Consider the following 21,385-nt stretch of genomic DNA (forward strand, 5'->3'; position numbering starts at 1 on the left):
TCACGCGGCCATCTGCGTGACGGAATCCGTGACGTCTGCGGGTCAGGACCAGAAGGCGGCCGAGTCGTCGGTCATCCGGGTCGGCTTACGTCGTGCCGATGGGCCGGGAACGCCGGCGAGGTGGTCATCGATCCAGGCGAGGCCGCCGCGGTCGAGGACGTGCTGGGCGCGCGTCACCGACACGTAGGCCAGCATGGCCTCGGGGCGGGAGAGCTTGCCCGGGTTGCCGTCGTCGTCGGCCTTCGGCTGGCGGAAGTCGCCGGCGGCCTGGACTCGGTGCCACTCGCGTCCCTTGGCCTTGTGGGCCGTCGAGATCGTCAGCTGGGCACGGTCCTCGTTGACCAGGCGGCTTGCCGCGCGGATCAGTTCGGCGGCACCGTGCTGGTCGACCAGGCGCACGAAGACCCCGAGATCGGCGCCGGCCTCGTCCTGCTCGACGTAGTCCTGCACGTCGCTCCAGCTGGCGAACGCGGCCAGCTCCGGGTGCTGGGTGGTGCGCCCGGCCTGTAGGTCCTGGGCGGCCTCGGCGAGGCCCTTGACCGTGGATCCGCCGCCGACCAGCGCGACCCGGCGGCCGTGGTCCATCGCTTCGATGGCCTGCCCCATCGCCGCGGCGTTGGTCCGGCACAGCACGGCGTCGGGCGTGGACAGCGTCGCGATCGAGGAGGCGACCGAGGGCGTGCCGGTCAGGCGCAGGTCTGACTCCAGTGCGGTGAGCCACTTGTTCGCCTCGTCGGCGATCGCCGGGCCGAACCTCCAGGACTGCGACAGACGCAGCCGGTCGTCGGCCGGCCAGTTCTCGAGCGCGTCGATCGCACCGCGCCAGGCGTAGATCGCCTGGTTGCTGTCGCCGACAGCGACCAGCTGCGCGCGCTGGGCCTGGACCACCCGGGCGATCACCGGGTTGGCATCCTGGGCTTCGTCGAAGAACACGACGTCGGTGCCGAGGTCGGGGTTCGTCAGGGCCCACATCTTGAGGTAGTGGTCGTGGGCGAAGCGCAGCTGCCCGCGCTTGCCCTGCAGCTCCTCCCACATCTCGACGGCCTTCGGCAGGATGAACTCGCGCAAGGTCAGCTGCGCGATGCCGTCGATGCCGTTGACCGGCGGTACGTGGTGGGCGGCGATCTCCAGGTCGGCGGACATGCAGTAGCGATCGACGGTGTTCGCGGCGATCCGTGCGAGGACTGCCGGGTCGAGGCTGCGGGCGCCGGCGGTGGTGGTCAGGTCCAGCGGCCGCGTGATCTTCATGATCTTCGCGACGTCACGGGCAGGAACGCGGGGACCGTTCAGGCGCTGCTTGTAGGCGTAGCCGAGGGCGCGGTAGGCGAGCGAGTGCGCCGTGGCGCACGTGACGCTGCCGGGAAACTTCGACTTGGCCTCGGCCGCGACGGCCTTGTTGAACGCGACGTACAGGCCGCGGCGGCCGCGGGGAAGCGAGAGCGCGGCCATGCGCAGCGTCGAGGTCTTGCCGGTCCCGGCGCCGGCCTCGATGACGAGGTTGCGGCCGGACACGCACGCGTCGATGATCGCGGCCTGCTCGCTCGTCGGGCGCACACCGCCGATGAGTGCGGTCCGCACCGCGGCAGCCGTCCTCACGGTTTCCTTCACGGGTGTCTCCGTGACGCTTTCCGTGCCCGGCTCGGCGACGACAGGCGTCGAGTTCGTGCCCGTCCGATTTGAATCAGGGGCGTCGTCGTGCGACTCGATTGCCGCTGGGACAGGTCGCGTTTCTGCGGCCGTCGGCTGCGGGTCCGTGACGGCGTAGTCGGGGAGAAGGTCAAGCAGCGCGCGCACGTGCCGGACCACGGCGGACAGGTGTTCTTCGTCGATGTTCTCGGTGCCGAGGGCACTGATCCGTGACCCCAGGGACTGAAGAGCGTCCTCCGCTTCGCGGCGGATGTTGTCGATCGGAAGTGCGGTTCGCTGACGGTAGGACGCCTGCTGGCAGGCGCGCGAGCAGTACTTCATCTTGCGGCCGGGTCCGGACATGCGGACGTAGAAGTCGCCTCCGCACTTGATGCACTGCCGCTTGATCGGGGCACCGGCTGCTACCGTCGCGTTTTTCGTCACATCAACCATTGTGACGAAAAACGAAGGCCTACTCAAGCCGCTTTCGGGTGACCTCGCTGGACAGATCTTGGACACGAACTCGTGTCCACTTCTCGCGGATTCCGGCCGCGCTGTTCAGCCGATCCACTGCACGAGCAGCAGGTGCACCTCGGCGACGTCGTCGAGGACGAGGTACACCACCTGGCCGACGTCGCCGGGGCCGAATGGCATCCATCGGACTTCGCTGTCGGGCTTGGCGACGTGCTGGGGATGCCCGCGCCAGGGCACCAGTTCCAGGACCTTGAGCAGCTCGCGGAACGCGGCGAGCCCTTCGGCCGGAAGGTCGGCGACCTGGTCGAGCACTTCGTCGTCGGGGACGATGCGGTACACCTAGCGGCCCAGCCGCTCCTCGATGAGGTCCCGAAGATCCTCGACGCTGCGGGCGCCGGGGTGCTGCCCGGTCGCGAGAATGTGCGAAGCCTTCGCCAGCAGCCGACTGTGGGAGCCGGGTGAGCGCTGTTCGGCGGCGGCGATGCCGCGCCACTTCGCCAGCAGCTCGCGGATCCCGTCGAGCGTCTTGTCGGCCTTGGCCTGGTCGAGTACGGTGTCCCACTCGATGTCGAAGGCCTCGCGCAGCGCCGGCGGCAAGCACCGGCGGATGGCGACCGGGTCGGCCGCCGGCGGCCGCGGTGCCCCGCTGTCGGCGGGAACTGCTGGGGAAGCCATGCGGCAACGATAGCGGGACTCGCCGGAAGGGTGGGCCATCCGAACCCACACTCGACCCACGTTCGACCCACGCGCCGGGCAGGGCGGGCACTACTCGGCGGGGCCGTGGGTGTCGCGGTAGAGCTGCAGCAGCCCGTCGAGGCCGGCGGTTTCCAGCAGCAGCTCGACGAGGGAGTCCGCGGGCGGGAGCGCTTCGGCGTTGAGGGACTCCCCGATCTTGCGCAGCGCGGCCGCGGGTATCGACGAGGCGGCGAGCCCGTCGACCAGGCGCCGGTACCGGGCCCGGGTGGCCGCGGTGAACACCTCGTCGAGCTCGGCCTGGCGCTCGGGCGCGAAGAGGCGCTCGCGGGCGGCCGGCGGCAGCTCGGCGGCCTCGTCGACGGCCGGGCCGGTGTAGGAGAGGACCTCCCGGATGATCGGCAGGGTGCTGAGGCCGACGTTGCGGACGCCGAGCAGCGCCGCGTCCGGTGTTGCCTGGACTTCTTCGGTGTGGACGAAGCCGCCGCGGGCGAGCGGGGTGTAGCCGCGGCCGGTCCCGCCTGCGGCTTCCCGGATCCGCTGCTCGACGGTGTGCAGCGGGGTCCGGGTCGCGGCCATCGGCTGCAGGGTCCAGCCGGTGATCTCGCCGGAGCCGTAGAGGCTGCGCAGCTGCTCGGCCATCTCCGTGGCGCCGACGACGTGCAGAACCCGGGCCGGCCAGACCCGGCAGACCCTGGCCTGGCCGAACGGGCTCTCGTCGTCGCCGGCGGTTTCCCAGTGCCGGCCGGTCTGGTCGTAGGACTCGAAGGCGTTCGCGATCCGGATCGCCTCGCGCTCCGGCGACGGGGACTGACCAGGGCCTTCGGTGCTCATGCCGGGCATCTTCGCGCACGTCGACGTCGGGTTCGGGGAACTCGCGCCCGTGTCCGGCCGGAGGGTGGAAGGGCGGGAGCCCGTCGCAAGGACGGGCTCCCGCACTCGGTTACGCGGCGTCCCAGAAGGACCGGTAGGCCACGGCCTGCGCCTGCAGGTAGCCGTCGAGCGCCTGGCGGCTGGTGTTGCCGTGCAGGCGGTAGGCCGTTCCGCCGTTGAAGCGGAGGTCCCAGACCTGCGGCGTGGCGCCGGGCAGGGCGATCCCGACGGCCAGCTCCATCATCCGCAGCAGGGCGTCCGCGGCGTCCTGGGTGAGCGGGTCGGCCTTGGGGTTCGCCACCACGTACAGCGTCTTCCCGTTCTTCAGCCGCACGCCGACGGCGTTGCGGAGGGCGACGGTCAGGTCGTTGGTGTTCCAGGCCGCCGGGTTGACCCGGACGCCGGTGGCCCCGGCGGGGACCAGCTTCAGGAACCCGGCGGAGGCGTCCCGGAACGCTTCGCCCTTCGCGGTGTTCTGCGCGGCCGCCCGGGCGGCGATCCGCTCGAGGTGCGCCTCCGGGTCGGTCGCGTTGAGCGCCCCGCGCAGCCCGTTGTTGAGCGGGCCGTAGTACGACCATGCCGGGGCGTCGCCGAGGTAGAGCTTCTTCTGGTCCGTCACGACCTTGCGCGACTGGCGCGCGCCGGCGCCGATGAACCCGGCGAACTGGATGCCGCCGATGGTGATCATGTCCGTTGACATGGGGTGTTGCTCCTTCATGGGTAGGAGCACTCCATGCACGACGCTCGTGCCTCCGGTCACAACCGGGTGATTCCGGTTGACTCACCCCCCGGTGGGGGGTTAAGTTATCAGTGTCGAAGCTGATAGACCTGATAGAGTGCTCACACCTGCGCATACAGGTGTTCCAGCCATTATAACACGAGCGTCCCGAGCGGTTCAACCGCCGGGACGCTTTTGTGTTCACGGGTACCGCTTTTACACCCGTTTGGCCTAGCGTCAGGGTTGCGCCTGCGGGGCCGGCCAAGGGGAATTGAGCGCCGCGGCTGGGCCGGTTTTCGTCTCGCCCGGCTTGGCCGGTGGCCAGGCGTTCGGGCTGATCAGCTCGGTTTCGGTGATCAGGTACAGCGCCACGTCGCCGTGCTGGGTGTCCACGAACGCGGCTTGTCCGCCGGTGGAGCGCAGACCGAGCTCGGCCAGCTGGCCCCCAGTGAACAGGAACGGCGGGGCCTGACCACTGCGGTAGCAGGGCAGCCCGGTCGCGGACCACTCGTACGGCGCTCCCATCGGATGCTTCCCTTCCTCGGGCCAAGAGCTGTCACTGGTGCGGGTCTTCGCGTGGCTCTGTCTCCGGCTGTAGAGAGAGAGTGGGCACGAGGCCTGCGGCGGCCATCTTCTGCCGCAGCCTGGTGAGAGCGCGGTGCTGCATCACGCGCACCGCGCTGGCGCTGATGCCGAGTGCATCACCGGTTTCCTTCGCCGAGAGCCCGCTTGCGATGCGCAGAACGAGCACGTCCTGCTGTTGCTCGGGTAGCTGCTCGAGGAGTCGGTCCACCGCCCGGGTCATCGGTTCCAAGCGTTCAGCCTGCGACGATGCAGACGGCTCCGGCAACTCGTCTACGAGCACTTCAGCAGGACGCCGGCGTGCGGCGCGGGCAAGCTCGTCGAGCTTCTGCCGAGCGATCTGCACCAGAAGCCGCATCACCTGTCCGGCGGGTATTTCCCCGCCGACGCTCCGTCGGTACGTCAAGTAGGTCACCAGGGTCTCCTGGAGCAAGTCTTCGGCCGACATCCCGGGCAGAGCCCACGATTGTGTCCGCGCCGCGACGTAGCGGTAGAGCGCGTTGGTCGCCCCTTCGGGAAGCCACAACGACAGGTCATCGTCGTCAAGATCGTGAGCGATGCGGACCCCGGCAACGACGGTCGTGTCGAGAGACTGCGGCGCAGGGATGAGGCCGTCTTCGACGGCGCGCTCGTACAGGTCGACCCGAGTGTCGGCCTTGCGTCCGGCCTGCCGGTACTTGTCGCGAGCGCGGTTGAGGTACGCGCGGACGGTGCTGACCCGCAGGCGCATCTCGCGTGCGACGGCGTCAACTGTCTTGCCGGAGACGTAGGCCTTCAGCGCCACTTCTTCCCGCGGGCTGAGCTCGATGCCTCGCTCACGACGTGCCGGGGCGCTCTCCGGTTCGGGCGCGCGCTGCCGCTCGACTCGAGCGGGCGGGCGCTCCGCCGGCACCTGGACGATGGTGGCGTTGCGCCACTTCACGAAGGTCTCCGTGCAAGCGCGGCAGGCGCGTACCTGGCCGACATCGGTCAGGAAGATGGTCCCTTCTGCAGGTTTGCCGCACCGCAAGTTCATCATCGTGACTTCGCACGGTCCCAGCCCCACGCCGAGCGGTTCGGCGGCAGGTTCAGGTGGTGCAGGCCGGGCTTCGCGGTCGCGCTGCCGCCGGCCTGCAGAACGGCACGTGGACGAGCAGTACTTCCGCGGACGACCACGGCCGTCGCTACGCGGCGGCGGCAAGGGCGTGTTGCACTGCTCACAGGCCAACATGGGCGCACTTTCGGGTGTTTTCGTGCTGGACGAAGGTCCCGACATGCCAACAGGCTACTTTAAAAGTAGCCCTATCACCAGGGGAAACGCTATTATCGTGCTGTTCGCCAACGAAAGTGACGACGGGTTGAGCCGTTGACGGCGGAGCCTGCCGGAACCCAAACTGCTCCCAACGGCCGCTAGCGAGACTCACCGAGCAGGCTCGGAGCGTCGATGCGAGCGGCAGTGAAACTTTTGTGGCCCCACCTGCGACGTACTCAGGAGGGGACATAGAAGCAGGGCCCAGCCACCGAAATGACTGGGCCCGCCCCTGGTTATGTGATCAGTCCTGGACAGACTGTGTGATCACGTCACCGGCCATCACGAGCGCCCTCGCCCCAGCGGCGAGGGCTTCGTGCTGTTTCAGCACCCCCACCGCTTCGACGAGCAGCAGACCCGGACGAACGAACGTCCGCCAGACCCACCGCAGGCCGCGCGCGTTGTTGTCTCCCTCGGGGTCCTCGCCGGCACTAGGTGCCAGTTCGTCGCCGTCCGGAGGGTCGTACCCGGCGGTCATCACCTTCTCCTCTCTTCGGATCCCGGCTCGCTGCCGGAGCTCCTTGGCCACGAGTTCGCGACCTCGAAGAGCGGAGGGATCAAGGTGCCGATCCACCGCGAGCTCCACCCGAAGGCGGAGCCCGAAATAACGATGACGTACGTCAGGCGTAAGCACAAGCAGCGCCGACGCGCGCTTCGTGCCACCGAAGCGGTGTCACACAAAAAACCGTACGCGCGGTCTCGTTCAGCCAGACGCGAACGAGGCCATTTCACCAGGTGGGACGCCGAAATTGGTCCGAACCAATGGGGCCACAAGATCGGAAATCACCCTATCGGGGAGCCGAAAAATTCTGTGACGCAGCGTTAAAGCGTCCGCGTGTGACAACTGAAACGGAGCCTGCCTCCGGTGATCTGGATGGCTTATACCAGACGCTTCCGCGCGCTATTCAGCGGGGGTGCGGGAACTATTCTGACCGGCCGGTCGTTCCCCATTTCCGTCTACGCGGCCACCCAACGTGACCGCCCCACGATCGAGCTACCTCACCCCGCGCAGCCGCATCCTCGGCAGTGATCAAAGAGGCTTGCCGTAGTAGCTGGCGACCTTCGTGCGGGCGTAGTCGGTCAGGGCGGCGAGCTCGGCGTCCTCGGCCGTGGGCGGCCAGGCGAGCCGCAGGCCGGTGAGCACCTCGGCGAGGCTGACCGGCGGGGTGACGTCGCCGGAAAGGGCGTGATGGTCGCGGAGTTCGGCGAGGAAGTCGGCCAGTAGCAGCATGGTCTCCTCGCGGTCCTGGGTCCACATCCAGGCGACGATCCGGCCGAACGAGTCGCCGGGGTGGACGACCCGCGGCAGGCCGCTGGTCGCGTTGAGCCTGAGCATCCCGAGCAAGTTGCCGGCGTTGCCGGTGATCGCGCCGGCCTTGAGGGACTGGTACACGCTGCGGGGAACGGTGACAGTGTCGGTGCTGGTCATCGCGGTCAGTCGGCCTTCTCGGCGACGGTGTTCTTGTCGGTCGCGGGCAACTCGATCTCGTCGGTGGTCGACCACCACTCGTAGGACCAGCTGTGGTTGACCCGGATCCGGTCGGCCCAGGGGAAGACGGTGCCGGCGAGGCCTTGGGCGGCGCCGATGAACGCGGCGATCGCGGCTTCGACGCGGTTGGTGTGCACGTTCGCCCGCAGGCCGGGCGGGATGCGGAACTCGAACGTCATCCGCAGCACTCGGGGAGTGTCCATGAAAACCTCCAAATTCTCTACTTTCGAGCAAGTCTAGGGCTTTCGCCGAAATTGTCCAATGTGCTCGAAGTAGTGACTTCTCGAAGAGTGTGGCCTACTTCCGATACTTGTGAGTATCGGAAGTAAACTCTTGTCGTGACTTCCGATATTTCGGACCAGGCGGATCCGCAGGGTGCCGGAACTACTTCCGATATTTCGACACCCGTCGACGGCCGCGCGGCGGGTGGAGCTCGGCGGCGGCCGGGCGCGGCCGCAACGGCGGTGCCGGCGGCGTTCGCCGAGACCTTCGACGGGTACGTCGCGGCGAAGACTCGGCCGGGCGAACCGCTCGACGGCGACACGGTCCGGGCGTACTGCTCGCGGGTGCGCCAGTTCCTCGCCTGGCTCGACGGGGCCGACGTCGACGGCAACCCGCTCGTCGACGCCCACGCGCGCGACGGTGCGGTTCGGGACTACCGCGCGTACCTGTTGACGGTGGCGAAGCGGAAGCTTTCGACGGTCAACGCGCACCTGACCGCCGTCGACGACCTCCTGCGGCACGTCGGCGTCGGGCCGGCGGCCGCGAAGCGGCAGGAGGTGCCGAAGTCGGCGCCGCGGGCGCTCAACGACCGGAACCGCACGCGATGGCTGCGCGCGGCGCAGCGGGCCGACGCACGGGGGAAGGCGCTGGCCTACACCGAGTACTACGGCGGGCTGCGCGGCGGCGAGGTCGTCGCGCTCGACGTCGGCGACGTCCGGATCTCGGCCCGCAAGGGCGTGCTGATCGTGCGGTACGGCAAGGGCGGCAAGTACCGGGAGGTGCCGCTGCACCCGCAGCTGCGCGCGGCCCTCGAGGAGTGGATCGCCGAGCGGGCTACCTGGCCAGGCGCGGTCGAGACGCCGGCGCTGTTCCTCAACCGCCGCGGCGGCCGACTTTCGACGCGGGGCGCCTACGACCAGCTGAAAGCGATCGCGGCGGATGCGAACCTGGAGTTCGGCCGGGACGGGGACCTCACGCCGCACTCGCTGCGCCACACGACCGGGACGAATCTGGTCCGCGACGGTGTCGACCTCGGTCTGGTGGCCGAGCTTCTCGGCCACAGCGTGGAAACGGCGCGGCACTACAGCCTGCCGAGCGAAGAGGACAAGCAGCGGGCGATCGAGCGCCTGGCCGTCGACGAGTGATCAGGTGTCGTCCGGCTCCCAGCATGGCGGCGGCGTGGGTATGCCGTCGTCGTGGCGCAGACTCTTCACCGGTCGCACGCGCTCGTCGAACCACAGCTCGACGCTCGCGATCGGCGGTGTGTCCTCCGCGCGCGGCGCGACCTGCAGACGCCAGCGGGCAGCGGGACCGCCGCGCTGCTGGAACCACGCGCGCAGCAGCTGCTCCAGGTCCACGCCGTCCGGTGGCCCGCCAATCAACCCGCTCTGGGGCGACCAGTACTCGCCGTTACACAGGAAGTCGATGTCCCACCGGTACGCAGGCCCGTCCCCGACCGGCGGGCACCACGAGGGTCGTGTCCACGTCGAATTCATGACACCGAATCGAACACCTGTTCACGTCGTCGGGCAAGGCCCGAGCCTGGCCAGATTCGCGGTGAACGACAACGCCCCCGGCATTCCGTCGAGGGAATTCCGGGGGCGCAAGGTGCCGAAACGGACTGCTACTGAATCCGTCCGTCGAACTCGCCGGCTCGTGCTCCGGCGAGCATCGCCTCGAACTCGATCCTGTTGAACACCAGCACTTCTGAGTCGTGGCCGAGCTTGGAGTCGCGCACGCCGACCCAGCCGGCGACGTCGAAGTTGAACTCGAAGCACCCGTTCTGGCCCTGGCTGGCCGAAGCTTTGCACCAGCCGGCCACAAGACCGCTGAGTGCATGGCGTGCTTCTGTGTGGTCCATCCCTACTTTTCCTTTGCTCTACGGGAAATCTCGGCCGCAGTGTCCTCCGGCCGGGTCGCGGCGAGCTTCAGCTGATCCAGTGCGTCGCGGTAGTCGCGGACGTCCTCGGGCAGCTCGTAGTAGATGCCGCGACGTCGTGTTTCGACGTACGCCGTGCCCGGGTCGGGCGCGAACTCGTCGGGGTAGTCGAGGATCGTGAAGGTCCCCTCGATGCCCGCGTGCGCGCCGCGGTCGGCGGGCAGCAGCTGCAGGTCGATGTTGGGCAGCTCGGCCATCGCGACCAGGTGGTCGAGCTGGGCTCGCAGGACAGCCGGGCCGCCGACTTGCCGGTATAGCACGCTTTCGTCGAGCACGGTCCACAGCTGGGGCGGCTGCTCGTCGCGGGTGAGGATGGCGCTGCGGGCCATGCGCAGCTCCACGCGTCGCGTGACCTCGTGGTCGGGAAGGCGCCGCTCACCGGCACGGATGACGGCCTCGGCGTACTCGGGGGTCTGCAGCAGACCGGGGACGATCTGTGCGTCGTAGCTGGAGATGCGCGCGGCGGCGGCCTCCAGGCCCAGGTAGAGCTGGAACCACTCCGGCACGGCGTCGGTGAAGTCTTTCCACCAGTCGGTGCCCCGCTTGGCGGTCTTGACCAGCTCACGGAAGAACGGTGTCCGCTCGGCCACTCCGTAAAGGTTGAGGAGCACTTCCAGGTCGGCCGGCGCGGGCAGGTTCCGCCCGGTCTCGATGTGGTGGATGACAGTCTTCGCCTTGCCGATCCGCTTGGCCGCGTCTTCGGGCTTCACGTCGGCTGCTTTGCGAAGTCGCTGCAGCTCGATGGCGATCCAGCGCTTGAGCGCGGTGGGGCTCGACGCAACCACCGTCGTACCTCCGGGCTCGTCAGCGTACGAGGACAACAAGGGTTCACCCGGATAGGCCATGACCAAAATGTAGACGTTCACAATGTGACCGTCTACATTCAGACGTGGCTACCAACCGAACCAGTTACACGGTAGCCGCTGGCGGTGCGGTGAGCCGGAACGGGCTCGGCGAAGGGGTGCTGAGGCTGAGTACCGGCTGGCCGAAGCCGCACCGCCAGGACTGAACCGCCTTCCCGACGACGTCGAGCGAGCGCACGAACCCTTTCGCGCCCGTTCCGCCGGGAAGCGACAGACGGTGGTGGTCCGTCCGGGGGTTCCTCCCCCCTCGCCCTGGGCGGACCACCGCCTTCCAGCGAGGGATCCCTTATGTGGCAGACACTGCGCGATTTGGCACCGCTGACGTTCGTGGCGCTCGGCACCGCGGCGTGGGTCGTCGCGGGGATCGTCGGCGACGTCCGCGCTCACCGCCGAGGCGGCCGCCGTGGCTGAGCGCCTCTTCACTATCCCGCTGACCAGCGATCTCGACGGCTTCGAGCACGAGGTAACCGACGAGGTCGTCCAGGCGAACCTGCGCACGGACGGCCAGTTCCGCGCGGTGTGCGGCATCAACGTCCGCGTCGTCTCGCTTCTTGAGCCGTCTGGGCGGCCGTGCGCGGCGTGCCGGCGGATCGTCGTTGCCGCCCGCCGCGCTGCTGCCGCGTCGACGGCCACCGACGTCGTGATCCCTGAGCAGTCCCGGGGACGGCACCGTCGACGCGGCTTTTCCCTGCTGCAGGGCAGTCGTCGATGAACACCCGGCGCGACGGCTCGCCGCAAGCCCAGCAAGCGGAGGTGGCGCGATGACGCCCGTGGAACGCGCGCTGATCATCAGCGCCTGCGCGATCGGCTGGACGCTGGTAGAGCACCCCGGCGACACCGAGGCCGGCGTGGTGCTCACCCGCCGCCGCGGCGACCGGGTCGAGATGCTGACCTACGTCGACGTCGCGGGGCCGGCGGTCGTGATCAGCCGCTACCTCGACGGCCGCGAGCACTGGCGCCACGAGGTACCAGCGCTGACCGCGCTGTACTGGGCAACCGGCGAGCACGCCGACGACGCACCGCTGGTCGAACACGAGCGGGCCCGCGACGCCGCGCGCCGACCCGGAACCTCGCCGTGAGCGCGATCGCGAAGCTGCTGGAGCAGCTGGAGCACGTCGGTTTTCACGGGCATGTGCTGCTGGACCGCCACGGCGAGGCCACCACCGTGGAATACCGGCGGGTATGGCGCGTTCGCCCGGTCGCCGACGTCGTACTCGCCTTCGGCGAGGCCGACGCGCACGCCTACCGCGCCGACGAACGAGCCGACCCGGACGACCCGTTCGCACTTCAATGGCCCGTGCTGGTGGAGGACTCGGCTCACGGCACGCTCCTGGACGTCGTCGCCGTCGTCCGCTCCTGGCCGGCCCCGGCCGCCGCCGCACCCGCCGGTGATCCGCGATGACCGGGCCTGAGGAGCTCGAGCCGATCCCGTCTCATCGGCCCGGTCACGTCCTGCTCGGCTGCGCGCTGGTCCTCGGCGCCGCCGCGGCGATCGTCGCGCTGGCGCTGCTGACCGTCCTCGTCGCGGCGGGACCGCCCACCGACACCACCACCCCCTCGTCGTCGACCACCGCAGCGCCTCCGAGCCCGACCGACCACACCCGAGGTCACCGGGGCGCGCCGTGACCACATCGCGGGAAGGGCCTGCCATGCTCGACGCCGAGCTGTACCAGAAGCTGCTGGGCGAGGAACTGCGTGCGGTGCGGCGTGCGCGTGGGTGGACGCGCAAGCAGCTGCGGGCGCGCATGAAGATCGACCTGTCCTTACAGACGCTGGCCACGTACGAACTGGGGACGCGGCAGTGCTCGGTGGTCCGTCTGGCCGAGCTGTGCTGCGGGCTTGGCATCCGCCCGGAAGAGGTGCTCGCGCGGGTCGCGCGGCGGCTGCCGGTGGGGGACGAGCTGGTGGTGTCCCTGGTCAGGATCATCGCCAGCCCGCGCCCTGAGCTGGCTCCGTTGCAGCGCTGGGCGAAGGCGACCGCGACCAGCGCAACGGACGTCGTGCGCTTCGAGGGCGACATGGTCGATCGTATGGCCGAGCTGTGCGGTGTGCCCGCCGCCGAGCTGGTTCGGACCCTGCGGGCCCTCGGTTCCTGACTGCTGACCGGCTGTGGCCGCCCCTGGCTTTCCGCGCTACGGTCGCGGCACTCCGAGATACGCCCTCGGCTCCGCGTCGTCACGAAGGACTTCCCTTGCCCTACAACATGAAATTCGATCTGCCGGTCGGCGACCGCAAGATCCCCCAGGTGACGGCACTCGTCAACGTGGTGCCCGTGCCAGAGTCGCGCCGGGACCTGCCCGGCGCTGGCTCAGGTATCGCAATCGACCTGACCGCCGTGCAGCAGCTGGTCGAGCTCATCGCCGAGGACGTTGTCAGCCCCGCTGCAGCCGCTTCGGCGCTTCGGACGGTCGCGACTCGGCTTCATGAGGGCAACAACGAGTTCGACGGCGTGCCTGGACACGAATCGCCGGGCGGTGTGCGCCGCGGGGCGCCACCAATAAGCGACGACGTATAGGTCGTTATACAAGCCTGGTCAGGGGCACGGCCGGTACTCGGTGATCAGGTATCCGTTGCCGTGCTGCTGCTGGAAGGTCAGCAGGCCGATCTGAGGGCCAGCGCGGTCGTCTCCGCCGCTGATGAAGTTGCTGAACTCCAGGTGGCACGCGTCGAGGCGCCGCGGCGCCCCGGCCGGCGGCGGGTTCTTCTCCTCGTCCTGGGTCGGGATCGACACCTGGTTGACGTAGTCGTCGAAATTCCGGACGTCCTTGCGCAGCTTCGCCAGGGCGCCGAGACAGTCGGCGGCCTGGTGGGCGACGGCGAACTCGGCGGCCGCGGTCGGGCTGAAGGTGAAGCACGCGCGTTCGGCCTTCGCCTCGACGGCGACGGCCTCGACCAGGCCGATCACGGCCGAGCGTGGGCTGGTCGGCAGAAGCTTGGAGACGTTGTCCTCGTGCGCGAGCTGGGCCTGGCGCTGGGCCTCGGCGGCGCGGTCCTTGGCGTTGACGATCCAGACGATCCCGCCGGTGACGACCAGGACGCCGGCGACCGACAACGCGGCGATCGGCACCCACTTGCGCCACCCGAAACCGCCTTTGACCAGCATGAGCCCGGCGACGGCGGCGATCGCGGCGCCCCAGGCGACCGCGACCAGCTCGCCCGGCACGGAGGCGGTGAGCGCGAACGCGGCGACGAGCAAGCCGACGACCAGGCCCCATGACTCGTCGATCAGCCGACGGACGCCGGGTAGCACGACGACCAGCGTCGGGATGACGGCCCAGATCACCGTGGGGAACCAGCGCCATCCGCTCCACCACAGCAGCAGGAACGCGAGCACGGCGACGCCGAGCAGGGTCCGCCGCAAGATCGCCAGCCCGGTCGGTCCCGGCGCCAGAACGCTCAGGACCTGCTTCCCGCTCCCGCCCTTCATGCCTCCATCGTCCACGCTGGATTGATCTTGGCCAGCGGGTTTCTACTCATCACCGCAGGTCCGAGCGACGGATAGCGTCACCGGTGGCCGCGTGACGAAAAGCGAAGGGTGGTCAGCTGGTCGTCGAGGCCGCGCGTCGGTGTGGCCTCGTTGTCGATCCAGCGGGCCGGCCATGCGCGGCGATCAGCTCGGGCTTGTCCGGGGCGTCGGTGTCGATGGCCACGACGGCGTACAGCTTCACGGGGATGTCCTTCCTGGTCAGGAGGTCACTCCGGGTCTTGCAGGCGGCGGTGGTTGACGTGGCCGAGCGTCTGGAACGCGCCGGTGAAGTCGCGCGCGAGCTCTTCGGCCGCGGCCACCGCGCGGGCGAGATCGGCGGCGGCCGCGGTGGTGTGGGCGCCGGCTTCCTCGGGGCTGTCGGTGTAGAGCGTGGGGTCCTCGGCGGTCAGCGTGGTCAGCCGGTCGGCGAGCTTCCGCGCGAGCGGAGCAAGCTGCCTGGCCACCCTGGCCAGGTGGTACGCGGCTTCCTGGACGTCGGTGACCTGCGGGACCGTGGCCACGATGCGCGGGTGCGCCGCCACGGGACCGACGTCCGTGGCGTGGCTGGCGACGCCGAACAGCTCGGCCGCAGTGCTCAGCGCGTCGGCCAGGCCGTCGCGGTCGTAGGGGCGCTGGTGCGGCCAGTACGTCGCCACCAGCTCCTCCGGCGACGGCCGGTTCTCGGACGGAGGCATCGGGGGTTCTCCCTGGTCAGGCGATGGGGAAGTGGGCGCCTTCGGCGCGGATGACGTCGGTGGCGACGCCGCGGAACGACTCGCGGGCCCGGTGCCGGAGATCGGGGCTGGGGTCGTCGAGCAGCAGCCCGGCGTAGGTGTCGAGGTCCCAGGTGACCAGGGCGCCGTGGCGGGCGAGGTAGAGCCCGACGGCGCGGATGTGGTGCAGGTCGCCGGTGTCGAGCCAGGCGTAGAGCAGGATCTGCCAGCACCAGCGGGCGATCCGGTCCGGGTTGGACAGGGAGATCACGGTCTTCACGTCGAGCAGCGTCGTCGTCTCCGAGGTGCCGACCAGCAGGTCGCCGTCGGCCCACCCGGGCACGAAGGTCGGCGCGGCGACGCCGAGCGGGTCGCCGGGCGCGGGGTGGCCGGCGAGGCGGTGGAGCTCGTCGAGCACGCGGTGGGTCTGCAGGCGCCCGGCGAGCTCGACGAGTTCGGATACCGCCTGGTCAGAGGCGATGGCGCGGAGGGCACCAGCGGGGCCGCCGCGAGCCATGACGTTCGAGAGATCCGGAGCGATCCGGCCGGAACGGTGGATGCCCTCGCACGCGGCGATCACCCACGCCGAACGGGCAAGGCCGGCCTCAGCGCCGGGGGAGCCGAGCGTCCCGACCGGCGCGTGCGCGGCCTGGTAGGCGCGCGTCCGCTCGAGCAGCTCGGCGAGCGCGGCCGCCGCGGCGGGGTCGGGTTCCAGATGGTCACGGGCTGGTCCGAGGTCCAGCCAGCCGTCGGGCGTGCGGCGCAGGGACAGCGCGCGGGCGCGGTGCTCGGCGTCGAGGTCGCGGTGGGTCGGGTAGGCGGCGGCCTGCTCGTGGGCGACGTCCCAGGTCAGCCACCCGGCGCGGATCATGCCGAGCAGGGCACCGTAGGGCGGGGCGGGGTCGACGAGATCGGCCAGGCGCTGCCCGAACGCGCCGCCGATGTCGGCCCAGTGTGAGGGTTCGACGTGCCCGGTCGGTCGGACCGGGCGGCCGGCGGCGCGGGCTGCGGCGACGACCTGGTCGACGACGGCCGGGGTGCCGGGGAAGGCCCCGGCGCACCAGTCGGCGAGGTCGCGGCCGTCGAGCTGCGTGGTGAGGCTCATCGCCGCGCCCGGGGGACGTCGTTGCCGGGGCCGCGCAGCTCGACCGGCACGATGCCGCCGACGATCGACCCGGCGCGCACGGCGGCCTTCACGGCGGCGCGGCCGCGGCGCTCCCAATCGGTGAGGTAGCGGCTGCCCTGCAGCAGGACGGTTTGCCCGGAGATCGCCACCCCGGGGCGCCAGTACCGGCCGGGCGTGACCTCGACAGCGGTCTCGACCTGCCCGGCCGGGTCGAGCAGCTCAAGGACGCCGGGCGAGGCCGGGGCGGGGCGCTCGTGGGTGAAGCGGAGGCGGAAGCCGGCGGGTCCGGGGCCGGGTGGGTTGGCGAGGTTGCCGACCAGGTGCCATCCGAAGCTCATCAGGCCGGAGACGACCAGGTCGACACGCTCGGGGCCGGGGGAGTCGGCGATCAGCTCGGTTCGGTAGCTGAACATGACGACCGGGTAGGCGCTGCCGCGGCCGGTGTCGAGCACGGTCGCCACGGCGTCAACGTCGTCGCCTTCGTCTTCGTCGCGCTGGGTTGCCAGAGCCCCGCGGCGGGCACGGATCTCCGGGTCGGTCGTGACCAGGATTTTCGACGGCGAGCAGGCCGGGTGGCTGTGCAGGGCGAACGACGTGCTGGCGCCGGTGTCAGGGTCGACGAGGTCGGTCACGCGCACGAGCAGCACGGCGACGTCCTCGCCCGTCTCCATCCAGCCGTCGCATTCCCAGCACTGGACGCGCTGGTCGATCCACTCGGGCCCGGTCAGCCGGGCGACCTGCTCGGGTCCGAGGGCGGCGGCGACGTCGGCGGCGATGTGCACGGTCCGGGTCACTTCGGCGTCCCCTTCCCGGCGGTCTTGCCGCCGGTGGTCTCGGTGGCCGCGGCCGCGGCGGTGAGGGCTTCGATCCGCTGGTTCGCCTGGTCAAGGGCGTTCTGCAGGGTCTCGACCTGGCCGGCGTGGGCGCGCTGGATCTCGGCGTTCTGCGTGCGCCAGGCGTCGCGGTCGGCGGTGTGCTGCTCGTGCAACCGCGTCACCTCCTCGCCGTGCCGGCTGACGGTCTCGTCGAGTCGAGCCTGGTGCTTCGCGGCGGCGTCGTCGAGCTTCTGCTGCAGCTGCTCGGCGCGGCCGGTCAGCTTCTCCAGCTCGGCCGCGTGGGTGCGGGCGGTGTCGTCGAGCCGCCGCTGCAGGCCGGTGGCACGCTCTCGCTCGGCGGTGAGGTCGGCGCGCAGCGCAGCTTGCTCCTGGTCGTGGCGCTGCTGGTCGGCCTGCTGCTCCTGCTTCAGTGCCTCCAGCTCGCCGAGCACGCGGCTGAGCTCGGCCTGGGCCGCTTCCAGCCGGCCACGATCGGCTGCGGCTCCGTCGCGGGTGGTCTGCAGGTCTTCTTCGAGCTGGTCAGCGCGTCCGCGGGCGTCGGCGGCGTCGGCCTGCGCCTCGGCGATCTCCCCGTCCTTCTCGGCCGTGATCGTGTCGATGCGTGCCTGCGCCTGGTCCTTCGCCTCGGTGATCGTCTTCTCGGCCGCGTCCCGGATGGCGGTGATCTCGTCCTCGGCCTGCTGCCGGACCTCGGCGAGCTCGGCCTGGTGCCGCGCGGCCAGCTGCTCCAGGGCCTGCTGGTGCTGTGCGCGCTCGGCCGCTGCGGCCTCCTCGACCTCCTGGGTGCGCGCGACGGCGTCTTCGGCGGCTTCGAGGGCTTCGTCGCGCACCCGGCGGGCTTCGTCGGCCTCCGCGGCGGTCTGCCGAGCGGCCTTCTCCGCGGCCAGGCGTGCGGTGTTCGCCTCGCCGGTCTTGCGCTTCTCCTCTTCGCGGATCGTCTCGATCTCCGCGTCGCGGGACTCGTCGTCGCCGATGGTGGCGACCTGGCGGCGCAGCTGCTCCAGGCCGTCGAGGATGTCGGCGACGCCGTCAGCGACCACCTTCTCGACGTGAGCGGCCCGGACCGGCAGCGCGACCCGGGCATCGCTGACGGGCGTCAGCGGCTTCAGCGACGCGGCCTCGCGCTCTTCGGCCGTGGCCCTGCCGCCACTGGTCAGCTCCTTGCGCCGCCGGAAGGACCGGACCGGGGTGTGCCCGTCTTCGCCGCGGTTGTCGCGCACCATGTCGCAGTACTTCGGCGGCTTCCCGGTGGCTCCGGCCGCTCGGCGGGCATGGAAACAGCCGGGGTAGTAGCAGAGCTCCGTCGTGGTGGCCTTCTTGCCGGCGACCAGGTCGTGCACGGCGTAGACGTCGCCGGCGGCGGCCAGGAGCTCGTGCATCTCCGATGCCTCGCCGTCGTCGAGCCGTCCGGCGCCCTTCGCCCGGTCGACCATCGCGGCGGCGCACGCTTTCGCGGTGTCGAGCGGCCATTCCTCGCCGAGCACGGTCGGAACCCGGGCGTCACTCTCAGTCATACATGCACCTTACCATATCATGACTTACATTACAACTGATACTTTCGTTTCATTATATAAATAATGTAAGTAATGATATTTTTTCTGTTTAAACGGGAAATTTGGCACGTGAAAGAGGCCCTCTCCGTTGGTGCTGGAGAGGGCCTCGACGGCTGCGGTGCTGGCCTGGGGCTTGTCGGCTGTCCCACGAAGGGCGCTTCGACGTCCGGCCGGCTAACCGCTCGCTGTGTACTTGTGTGCTGCGGGTTCGTGCGTCGCCTGGCTGCCTGCACCGGGTGGCGGGTGGAGCTTGTCGGCAGCGGAGCCGCCGCGACCGAATTCACAGAGTAATCGAATATTCCAGTTCGGCGCAAGCGCGGGTCACGCCAGCTGGAACTCGTGCCCGCAGGCCGTGCAGACGATGCCGGCGGCGTCGAACGTCGTGCGCGCGATGCGGATCCGGCGGGGCTTCGGGCATCCGCACACCGCGGCCAGCAGGCGGCCTTCCGTGCCGCTCGTCTTGGCCGGCGCGGGCACCCGGTAGGCGGTGAGTGCGCCGCGGAGCTGTTCGACCTGGTCACGGTAGGTCTCGGCGGTCGTGTCCGGAACCGAGGTGACGGCCCAGCCGAGACGGCCGGCCTCGGCCACCTGCAAGCCGAGCTTCTCGGCCAGCGCGGCGAACTTCTTGTTGTGGTAGCGGCCTTCGTCGCTGGTGTCGGTGACGCCGGCGGCCTCGGCCGCGGCGTGGGCAGCTTCGTGCAGCAGGGTGCCCAGCACCTCGGCGGGCCCGCGGGCGAGGCCCTCGCCGCTGACCAGCAACTCGTGTACGTACTGGTCCTGGGCGGCCGGGGTGTCGACGTCGGCGCCGGCCGGGACCGGGCGGATCCACTGGCGGCGGGCGAAGTGGCCGTGTTTGGCTGCGCGGGTGCGCCGGTCGGTGCCGGAGCCGAGCGTGAGCACCACTTCCGGGACGTCCGGGTGCCGGGCCTGGATCGCCCGCCAGGTCGCCGACAAGGCGGTGACCAGTGCTTCGGCGATGCTCGGCGCTGCGGCGGCCGCGGTCGGGCTGTCGGTGGTGCTCACGCTCGTGCTCCTTTGCTGGCAGGTGGCTGCTCGACGCGCCCACTCGGAGGGAGGGGGTCTGGGGGAGCTTCTCCCCCAGAGGGCTGGACGATCTTCGAATATTGGTCCGGCCCGCCGCGTCGGTTGCCGCTGGTCAGGTCCCTTGGCGGCCGCGGTCCTTCCTGTGGGCGCGGCCGCCGCGCGGCCGGTGCCCTCGTGTCGTCGTTGTTGCTGGTCAGTGGCCGTGGGTGGGCGGTTCGAGCTGCTGGCGGAACACGGGCAGGCGGCCGTCGAGGTAGCTGACGGCCTGGGCGTAGCCGAGCCGGGAGTGCAGCTGCGCGAGCAGGCTGTCGTACGCGCCGCGGCCCTGGCTGTAGAACGAGCTGGTCTGCACGAGCTTGACGGCGTGCTCGACGGTCTCGATCTCGCTCTCGAAGAACGGCACGCCGGTTCCGGGGCCGGCTGCTGCTTCGGTGTGCGGCTCCACAGTGCCATCGTGCGTGTTCTCCCTTGTCCTGCCGAGGTTTTCGGGTGGTTCGTGTCGTCGGGGTCGTAGGGTGACGGCCGGGACGGGCCGGATACCAGCCGGCCCGTCCCGTGCATCGTCGTCCTCACCGGCCGGTGTCGTCGAAGTCGTCGCCGGGGGTCCAGTCGCGCACTTTGGCCGCGAGGTAGGCCGAGGGGTTGTCGACGCGCGTGACCGCGGTGAGCTTGCTGGTGCCCAGCCGGGTCAGGACCTCGACGACGGTGACGCCGTCCTCCTGGGCGACGTCAGTGACGCGCCTGACCAGGGCGCCGAACGCGGTCTCCCACTGCTCGGGCAGCCGGTCGGCCGGCAGCTGCACGCCGACGGTGGCCAGCGCCTCGACCAGGGCGCGGTGGACGAGGGCCTCGCGGCTCTGCGGGTCCCGCTGCGGCTGGGCGGGCGCAGGCTGGGGCCGGTCAGGTTGCGTGGGGGTGCGGTGGGATGCCTTCAGCGCCGCGGCGAGTCCGCCGGCGACGTCGCGGTCGGCGAGGGTGGCCACGCGGTCGGCCAGCTCGTCGGACACGCCGGCCAGCAGGGCGGCGGCGGCGCTCTCCTGGCCGGTGGTGTGCAGGGTGATCAGGGCCGCGTACAGGGCGGCGGCCGCCTGCTCCTCGGCGCCGCGGGTGATCGTCACGTAACCCATCTCGGGTCCTTCCGTCTCGGGTGACACTGCGGGAGGGGCGGCTCGGCCGCCCCTCCCCTGGGTGGTGTTTCTGCTGGTCAGGCTTCGCCGTCCTCGTCCTCCTCGTCGTCGAACTTCTCGCCGAAGCGCTCCTGCCAGCCCTGGAACCGGGCGCCCTCGTCGGTGCCGGCCTGGGTCTCGGCCTGTTCGGCGGTGAGCTGGGGGTCGTCGAGCATGAGTACTGCGGCGTAGCGGCGCAGCACGGCGCCGGCGGCCGGGTCGTAGGCGACCGGATCGACGGGCAGGCCCTGCTGGGCCTCGATCTCGCGCTTGACCAGGGTGAGCGCGTCGTCGGCCAGGGTCTTCGCGTCGACCAGGCCGGCCATCTCCTCCGCGTACCGGTCCGGCACGATCGCGTCGCGCATCGCTGCCTGGACCTTCAGGATCGCCATCGCGCGCTCCAGCACGCGCAGCTCGGCCGCCCGCTGCCGGATCCGGAGGATCTCTTCGATGGTCCGGGTCGTGGTGGTCATGTCCGCCTCCTGGCCTCTCGCTCCGTTGTGACTCCAGCTTACCGTATTTACCGTTTAAACGGTAGTGCATTTTCCCTGGTCAGGATACGCAAATGGGTGACGGTGTTGATCTTGTGGACCACCTCGGGTGCCGGCACTCCCCCTCTCTCAGCAGCGGTTGCCGGAGTCCGAGGCAGCGCCTCGGCGGGTGCGGGCTGGCCCGCACCGGACGCGTCAGCGGCCGGTACTTCCCGGCGAGGTG

The 21,385-nt window shown here is 70.2% G+C and carries 32 protein-coding genes; 9 read left to right on the forward strand and 23 right to left on the reverse strand.

Features of this window, described 5'->3' with window-relative positions; all coding sequences use genetic code 11:
• Positions 1 to 42: 42 nt before the first annotated feature.
• The 7 genes from ACLJPY_RS48750 to ACLJPY_RS48780 all read right to left on the reverse strand — a co-directional run bounded on the left by ACLJPY_RS48750 (position 43) and on the right by ACLJPY_RS48780 (position 5,984).
• Positions 43 to 2,070: a UvrD-helicase domain-containing protein gene (locus ACLJPY_RS48750; RefSeq protein ID WP_410597834.1), complete on the reverse strand. Its 2,028-nt coding sequence runs from the start codon at positions 2,068 to 2,070 to the stop codon at positions 43 to 45.
• A gap of 114 nt (positions 2,071 to 2,184) precedes the next feature.
• The gene (locus ACLJPY_RS48755) at positions 2,185 to 2,439 is read right to left on the reverse strand and encodes a hypothetical protein (RefSeq protein WP_410597835.1); all 255 of its coding nucleotides are present in this window, start codon (positions 2,437 to 2,439) and stop codon (positions 2,185 to 2,187) included.
• Positions 2,440 to 2,775, reverse strand: a complete 336-nt coding sequence (locus tag ACLJPY_RS48760) for a DUF6247 family protein (RefSeq protein ID WP_410597836.1) — start codon at positions 2,773 to 2,775, stop codon at positions 2,440 to 2,442. It abuts the gene before it with no gap.
• 90 nt (positions 2,776 to 2,865) lie between these two features.
• A complete protein-coding gene (locus ACLJPY_RS48765) occupies positions 2,866 to 3,627 on the reverse strand; it encodes a hypothetical protein (RefSeq protein ID WP_410597837.1) in 762 nt (253 codons plus the stop codon).
• A gap of 109 nt (positions 3,628 to 3,736) precedes the next feature.
• Positions 3,737 to 4,366 (reverse strand): hypothetical protein, encoded by a 630-nt coding sequence (locus tag ACLJPY_RS48770; RefSeq protein ID WP_410597838.1) that lies wholly within the window; start codon positions 4,364 to 4,366, stop codon positions 3,737 to 3,739.
• Between the two features lie 255 nt (positions 4,367 to 4,621).
• Complete coding sequence (locus ACLJPY_RS48775) at positions 4,622 to 4,909, reverse strand: hypothetical protein (protein ID WP_410597839.1); 288 nt, start codon at positions 4,907 to 4,909, stop codon at positions 4,622 to 4,624.
• A 31-nt stretch (positions 4,910 to 4,940) separates the two neighbouring features.
• Positions 4,941 to 5,984, reverse strand: a complete 1,044-nt coding sequence (locus ACLJPY_RS48780; RefSeq protein ID WP_410597840.1) for a sigma-70 family RNA polymerase sigma factor — start codon at positions 5,982 to 5,984, stop codon at positions 4,941 to 4,943.
• A 106-nt stretch (positions 5,985 to 6,090) separates the two neighbouring features.
• On the opposite strand from ACLJPY_RS48780, the gene ACLJPY_RS48785 reads away from it, so the two are divergent.
• Positions 6,091 to 6,315 (forward strand): hypothetical protein, encoded by a 225-nt coding sequence (locus ACLJPY_RS48785; RefSeq protein WP_410597841.1) that lies wholly within the window; start codon positions 6,091 to 6,093, stop codon positions 6,313 to 6,315.
• Between the two features lie 183 nt (positions 6,316 to 6,498).
• Here ACLJPY_RS48785 and ACLJPY_RS48790 read toward each other — a convergent pair whose 3' ends face one another.
• From ACLJPY_RS48790 to ACLJPY_RS48800, 3 genes are all read right to left on the reverse strand, one after another.
• Positions 6,499 to 6,783, reverse strand: a complete 285-nt coding sequence (locus ACLJPY_RS48790) for a hypothetical protein (protein ID WP_410597842.1) — start codon at positions 6,781 to 6,783, stop codon at positions 6,499 to 6,501.
• Positions 6,784 to 7,284: 501 nt separating this feature from the next.
• Positions 7,285 to 7,683, reverse strand: coding sequence for a hypothetical protein (locus tag ACLJPY_RS48795; RefSeq protein WP_410597843.1), 399 nt, complete (start codon positions 7,681 to 7,683; stop codon positions 7,285 to 7,287).
• A 5-nt stretch (positions 7,684 to 7,688) separates the two neighbouring features.
• Positions 7,689 to 7,946 carry a hypothetical protein gene (locus ACLJPY_RS48800; protein ID WP_410597844.1) on the reverse strand — a complete coding sequence of 86 codons (258 nt, stop codon included), beginning with the start codon at positions 7,944 to 7,946 and terminating at the stop codon, positions 7,689 to 7,691.
• Positions 7,947 to 8,081: 135 nt separating this feature from the next.
• On the opposite strand from ACLJPY_RS48800, the gene ACLJPY_RS48805 reads away from it, so the two are divergent.
• On the forward strand, positions 8,082 to 9,110 hold the full coding sequence (locus tag ACLJPY_RS48805) for a tyrosine-type recombinase/integrase (protein WP_410597845.1): 1,029 nt from the start codon (positions 8,082 to 8,084) through the stop codon (positions 9,108 to 9,110).
• On the opposite strand, the gene ACLJPY_RS48810 is transcribed toward ACLJPY_RS48805, so the two are convergent.
• The 3 genes from ACLJPY_RS48810 to ACLJPY_RS48820 all read right to left on the reverse strand — a co-directional run bounded on the left by ACLJPY_RS48810 (position 9,111) and on the right by ACLJPY_RS48820 (position 10,689).
• Positions 9,111 to 9,461 (reverse strand): hypothetical protein, encoded by a 351-nt coding sequence (locus ACLJPY_RS48810; RefSeq protein WP_410597846.1) that lies wholly within the window; start codon positions 9,459 to 9,461, stop codon positions 9,111 to 9,113.
• Positions 9,462 to 9,589: 128 nt separating this feature from the next.
• A complete protein-coding gene (locus ACLJPY_RS48815) occupies positions 9,590 to 9,826 on the reverse strand; it encodes a DUF397 domain-containing protein (protein ID WP_410597847.1) in 237 nt (78 codons plus the stop codon).
• 2 nt (positions 9,827 to 9,828) lie between these two features.
• Complete coding sequence (locus ACLJPY_RS48820) at positions 9,829 to 10,689, reverse strand: helix-turn-helix domain-containing protein (protein WP_410597848.1); 861 nt, start codon at positions 10,687 to 10,689, stop codon at positions 9,829 to 9,831.
• A gap of 366 nt (positions 10,690 to 11,055) precedes the next feature.
• Here ACLJPY_RS48820 and ACLJPY_RS48825 point away from each other — a divergent pair, with 366 nt between their 5' ends.
• The 7 genes from ACLJPY_RS48825 (at position 11,056) to ACLJPY_RS48855 (ending at position 13,282) form a co-directional block, all read left to right on the forward strand.
• Positions 11,056 to 11,178: a hypothetical protein gene (locus ACLJPY_RS48825; RefSeq protein ID WP_410597849.1), complete on the forward strand. Its 123-nt coding sequence runs from the start codon at positions 11,056 to 11,058 to the stop codon at positions 11,176 to 11,178.
• Positions 11,171 to 11,479: a hypothetical protein gene (locus ACLJPY_RS48830; RefSeq protein WP_410597850.1), complete on the forward strand. Its 309-nt coding sequence runs from the start codon at positions 11,171 to 11,173 to the stop codon at positions 11,477 to 11,479. The genes ACLJPY_RS48825 and ACLJPY_RS48830 overlap by 8 nt, the downstream gene beginning before the upstream one ends.
• A gap of 49 nt (positions 11,480 to 11,528) precedes the next feature.
• A complete protein-coding gene (locus ACLJPY_RS48835; RefSeq protein WP_410597851.1) occupies positions 11,529 to 11,846 on the forward strand; it encodes a hypothetical protein in 318 nt (105 codons plus the stop codon).
• A complete protein-coding gene (locus tag ACLJPY_RS48840) occupies positions 11,843 to 12,169 on the forward strand; it encodes a hypothetical protein (RefSeq protein ID WP_410597852.1) in 327 nt (108 codons plus the stop codon). Before ACLJPY_RS48835 ends, ACLJPY_RS48840 begins: the two co-directional genes overlap by 4 nt.
• Entirely contained in the window at positions 12,166 to 12,393 is a 228-nt protein-coding gene (locus tag ACLJPY_RS48845; RefSeq protein ID WP_410597853.1) for a hypothetical protein, read from the forward strand. The genes ACLJPY_RS48840 and ACLJPY_RS48845 overlap by 4 nt, the downstream gene beginning before the upstream one ends.
• 23 nt (positions 12,394 to 12,416) lie before the next feature.
• A complete protein-coding gene (locus ACLJPY_RS48850) occupies positions 12,417 to 12,863 on the forward strand; it encodes a helix-turn-helix domain-containing protein (RefSeq protein WP_410597854.1) in 447 nt (148 codons plus the stop codon).
• 95 nt (positions 12,864 to 12,958) lie between these two features.
• Positions 12,959 to 13,282: a hypothetical protein gene (locus ACLJPY_RS48855; protein WP_410597855.1), complete on the forward strand. Its 324-nt coding sequence runs from the start codon at positions 12,959 to 12,961 to the stop codon at positions 13,280 to 13,282.
• Positions 13,283 to 13,300: 18 nt separating this feature from the next.
• On the opposite strand, the gene ACLJPY_RS48860 is transcribed toward ACLJPY_RS48855, so the two are convergent.
• The 10 genes from ACLJPY_RS48860 to ACLJPY_RS48905 form a co-directional block, all read right to left on the reverse strand.
• Positions 13,301 to 14,194 (reverse strand): hypothetical protein, encoded by an 894-nt coding sequence (locus tag ACLJPY_RS48860; RefSeq protein WP_410597856.1) that lies wholly within the window; start codon positions 14,192 to 14,194, stop codon positions 13,301 to 13,303.
• 112 nt (positions 14,195 to 14,306) lie between these two features.
• Positions 14,307 to 14,435 (reverse strand): hypothetical protein, encoded by a 129-nt coding sequence (locus tag ACLJPY_RS48865; protein WP_410597857.1) that lies wholly within the window; start codon positions 14,433 to 14,435, stop codon positions 14,307 to 14,309.
• A 25-nt stretch (positions 14,436 to 14,460) separates the two neighbouring features.
• On the reverse strand, positions 14,461 to 14,928 hold the full coding sequence (locus tag ACLJPY_RS48870) for a hypothetical protein (protein ID WP_410597858.1): 468 nt from the start codon (positions 14,926 to 14,928) through the stop codon (positions 14,461 to 14,463).
• A gap of 16 nt (positions 14,929 to 14,944) precedes the next feature.
• A complete protein-coding gene (locus tag ACLJPY_RS48875) occupies positions 14,945 to 16,051 on the reverse strand; it encodes a hypothetical protein (RefSeq protein WP_410597859.1) in 1,107 nt (368 codons plus the stop codon).
• Positions 16,048 to 16,866: a hypothetical protein gene (locus ACLJPY_RS48880; RefSeq protein ID WP_410597860.1), complete on the reverse strand. Its 819-nt coding sequence runs from the start codon at positions 16,864 to 16,866 to the stop codon at positions 16,048 to 16,050. The genes ACLJPY_RS48875 and ACLJPY_RS48880 overlap by 4 nt, the downstream gene beginning before the upstream one ends.
• A complete protein-coding gene (locus ACLJPY_RS48885; RefSeq protein ID WP_410597861.1) occupies positions 16,863 to 18,422 on the reverse strand; it encodes a hypothetical protein in 1,560 nt (519 codons plus the stop codon). The genes ACLJPY_RS48880 and ACLJPY_RS48885 overlap by 4 nt, the downstream gene beginning before the upstream one ends.
• 360 nt (positions 18,423 to 18,782) lie before the next feature.
• Entirely contained in the window at positions 18,783 to 19,484 is a 702-nt protein-coding gene (locus ACLJPY_RS48890) for a hypothetical protein (protein ID WP_410597862.1), read from the reverse strand.
• 214 nt (positions 19,485 to 19,698) lie between these two features.
• Positions 19,699 to 19,950 carry a hypothetical protein gene (locus ACLJPY_RS48895; protein WP_410597863.1) on the reverse strand — a complete coding sequence of 84 codons (252 nt, stop codon included), beginning with the start codon at positions 19,948 to 19,950 and terminating at the stop codon, positions 19,699 to 19,701.
• Between the two features lie 124 nt (positions 19,951 to 20,074).
• Positions 20,075 to 20,632 carry a hypothetical protein gene (locus ACLJPY_RS48900; RefSeq protein WP_410597864.1) on the reverse strand — a complete coding sequence of 186 codons (558 nt, stop codon included), beginning with the start codon at positions 20,630 to 20,632 and terminating at the stop codon, positions 20,075 to 20,077.
• A gap of 77 nt (positions 20,633 to 20,709) precedes the next feature.
• Positions 20,710 to 21,144, reverse strand: coding sequence for a hypothetical protein (locus ACLJPY_RS48905; protein ID WP_410597865.1), 435 nt, complete (start codon positions 21,142 to 21,144; stop codon positions 20,710 to 20,712).
• Positions 21,145 to 21,385: the final 241 nt, after the last annotated feature.

Origin of the sequence: Amycolatopsis sp. lyj-23, from assembly GCF_046549135.1 — a bacterium.
GTDB lineage: Bacteria > Actinomycetota > Actinomycetes > Mycobacteriales > Pseudonocardiaceae > Amycolatopsis.

What these genes read in the sequence shown, in the direction of transcription:
- ACLJPY_RS48760 (WP_410597836.1), bottom strand. Translation starts at nt 2,775, where the DNA reads ATGGCTTCCCCAGCAGTTCCCGCCGACAGCGGGGCACCGCGGCCGCCG.
- ACLJPY_RS48765 (WP_410597837.1), bottom strand. Translation starts at nt 3,627, where the DNA reads ATGAGCACCGAAGGCCCTGGTCAGTCCCCGTCGCCGGAGCGCGAGGCG.
- ACLJPY_RS48770 (WP_410597838.1), bottom strand. Translation starts at nt 4,366, where the DNA reads ATGTCAACGGACATGATCACCATCGGCGGCATCCAGTTCGCCGGGTTC.
- ACLJPY_RS48775 (WP_410597839.1), bottom strand. Translation starts at nt 4,909, where the DNA reads ATGGGAGCGCCGTACGAGTGGTCCGCGACCGGGCTGCCCTGCTACCGC.
- ACLJPY_RS48780 (WP_410597840.1), bottom strand. Translation starts at nt 5,984, where the DNA reads ATGATGAACTTGCGGTGCGGCAAACCTGCAGAAGGGACCATCTTCCTG.
- ACLJPY_RS48795 (WP_410597843.1), bottom strand. Translation starts at nt 7,683, where the DNA reads ATGACCAGCACCGACACTGTCACCGTTCCCCGCAGCGTGTACCAGTCC.
- ACLJPY_RS48800 (WP_410597844.1), bottom strand. Translation starts at nt 7,946, where the DNA reads ATGGACACTCCCCGAGTGCTGCGGATGACGTTCGAGTTCCGCATCCCG.
- ACLJPY_RS48810 (WP_410597846.1), bottom strand. Translation starts at nt 9,461, where the DNA reads ATGAATTCGACGTGGACACGACCCTCGTGGTGCCCGCCGGTCGGGGAC.
- ACLJPY_RS48815 (WP_410597847.1), bottom strand. Translation starts at nt 9,826, where the DNA reads ATGGACCACACAGAAGCACGCCATGCACTCAGCGGTCTTGTGGCCGGC.
- ACLJPY_RS48825 (WP_410597849.1), top strand. Translation starts at nt 11,056, where the DNA reads ATGTGGCAGACACTGCGCGATTTGGCACCGCTGACGTTCGTGGCGCTC.
- ACLJPY_RS48835 (WP_410597851.1), top strand. Translation starts at nt 11,529, where the DNA reads ATGACGCCCGTGGAACGCGCGCTGATCATCAGCGCCTGCGCGATCGGC.
- ACLJPY_RS48845 (WP_410597853.1), top strand. Translation starts at nt 12,166, where the DNA reads ATGACCGGGCCTGAGGAGCTCGAGCCGATCCCGTCTCATCGGCCCGGT.
- ACLJPY_RS48850 (WP_410597854.1), top strand. Translation starts at nt 12,417, where the DNA reads ATGCTCGACGCCGAGCTGTACCAGAAGCTGCTGGGCGAGGAACTGCGT.
- ACLJPY_RS48860 (WP_410597856.1), bottom strand. Translation starts at nt 14,194, where the DNA reads ATGAAGGGCGGGAGCGGGAAGCAGGTCCTGAGCGTTCTGGCGCCGGGA.
- ACLJPY_RS48870 (WP_410597858.1), bottom strand. Translation starts at nt 14,928, where the DNA reads ATGCCTCCGTCCGAGAACCGGCCGTCGCCGGAGGAGCTGGTGGCGACG.
- ACLJPY_RS48875 (WP_410597859.1), bottom strand. Translation starts at nt 16,051, where the DNA reads ATGAGCCTCACCACGCAGCTCGACGGCCGCGACCTCGCCGACTGGTGC.
- ACLJPY_RS48885 (WP_410597861.1), bottom strand. Translation starts at nt 18,422, where the DNA reads ATGACTGAGAGTGACGCCCGGGTTCCGACCGTGCTCGGCGAGGAATGG.
- ACLJPY_RS48900 (WP_410597864.1), bottom strand. Translation starts at nt 20,632, where the DNA reads ATGGGTTACGTGACGATCACCCGCGGCGCCGAGGAGCAGGCGGCCGCC.
- ACLJPY_RS48905 (WP_410597865.1), bottom strand. Translation starts at nt 21,144, where the DNA reads ATGACCACCACGACCCGGACCATCGAAGAGATCCTCCGGATCCGGCAG.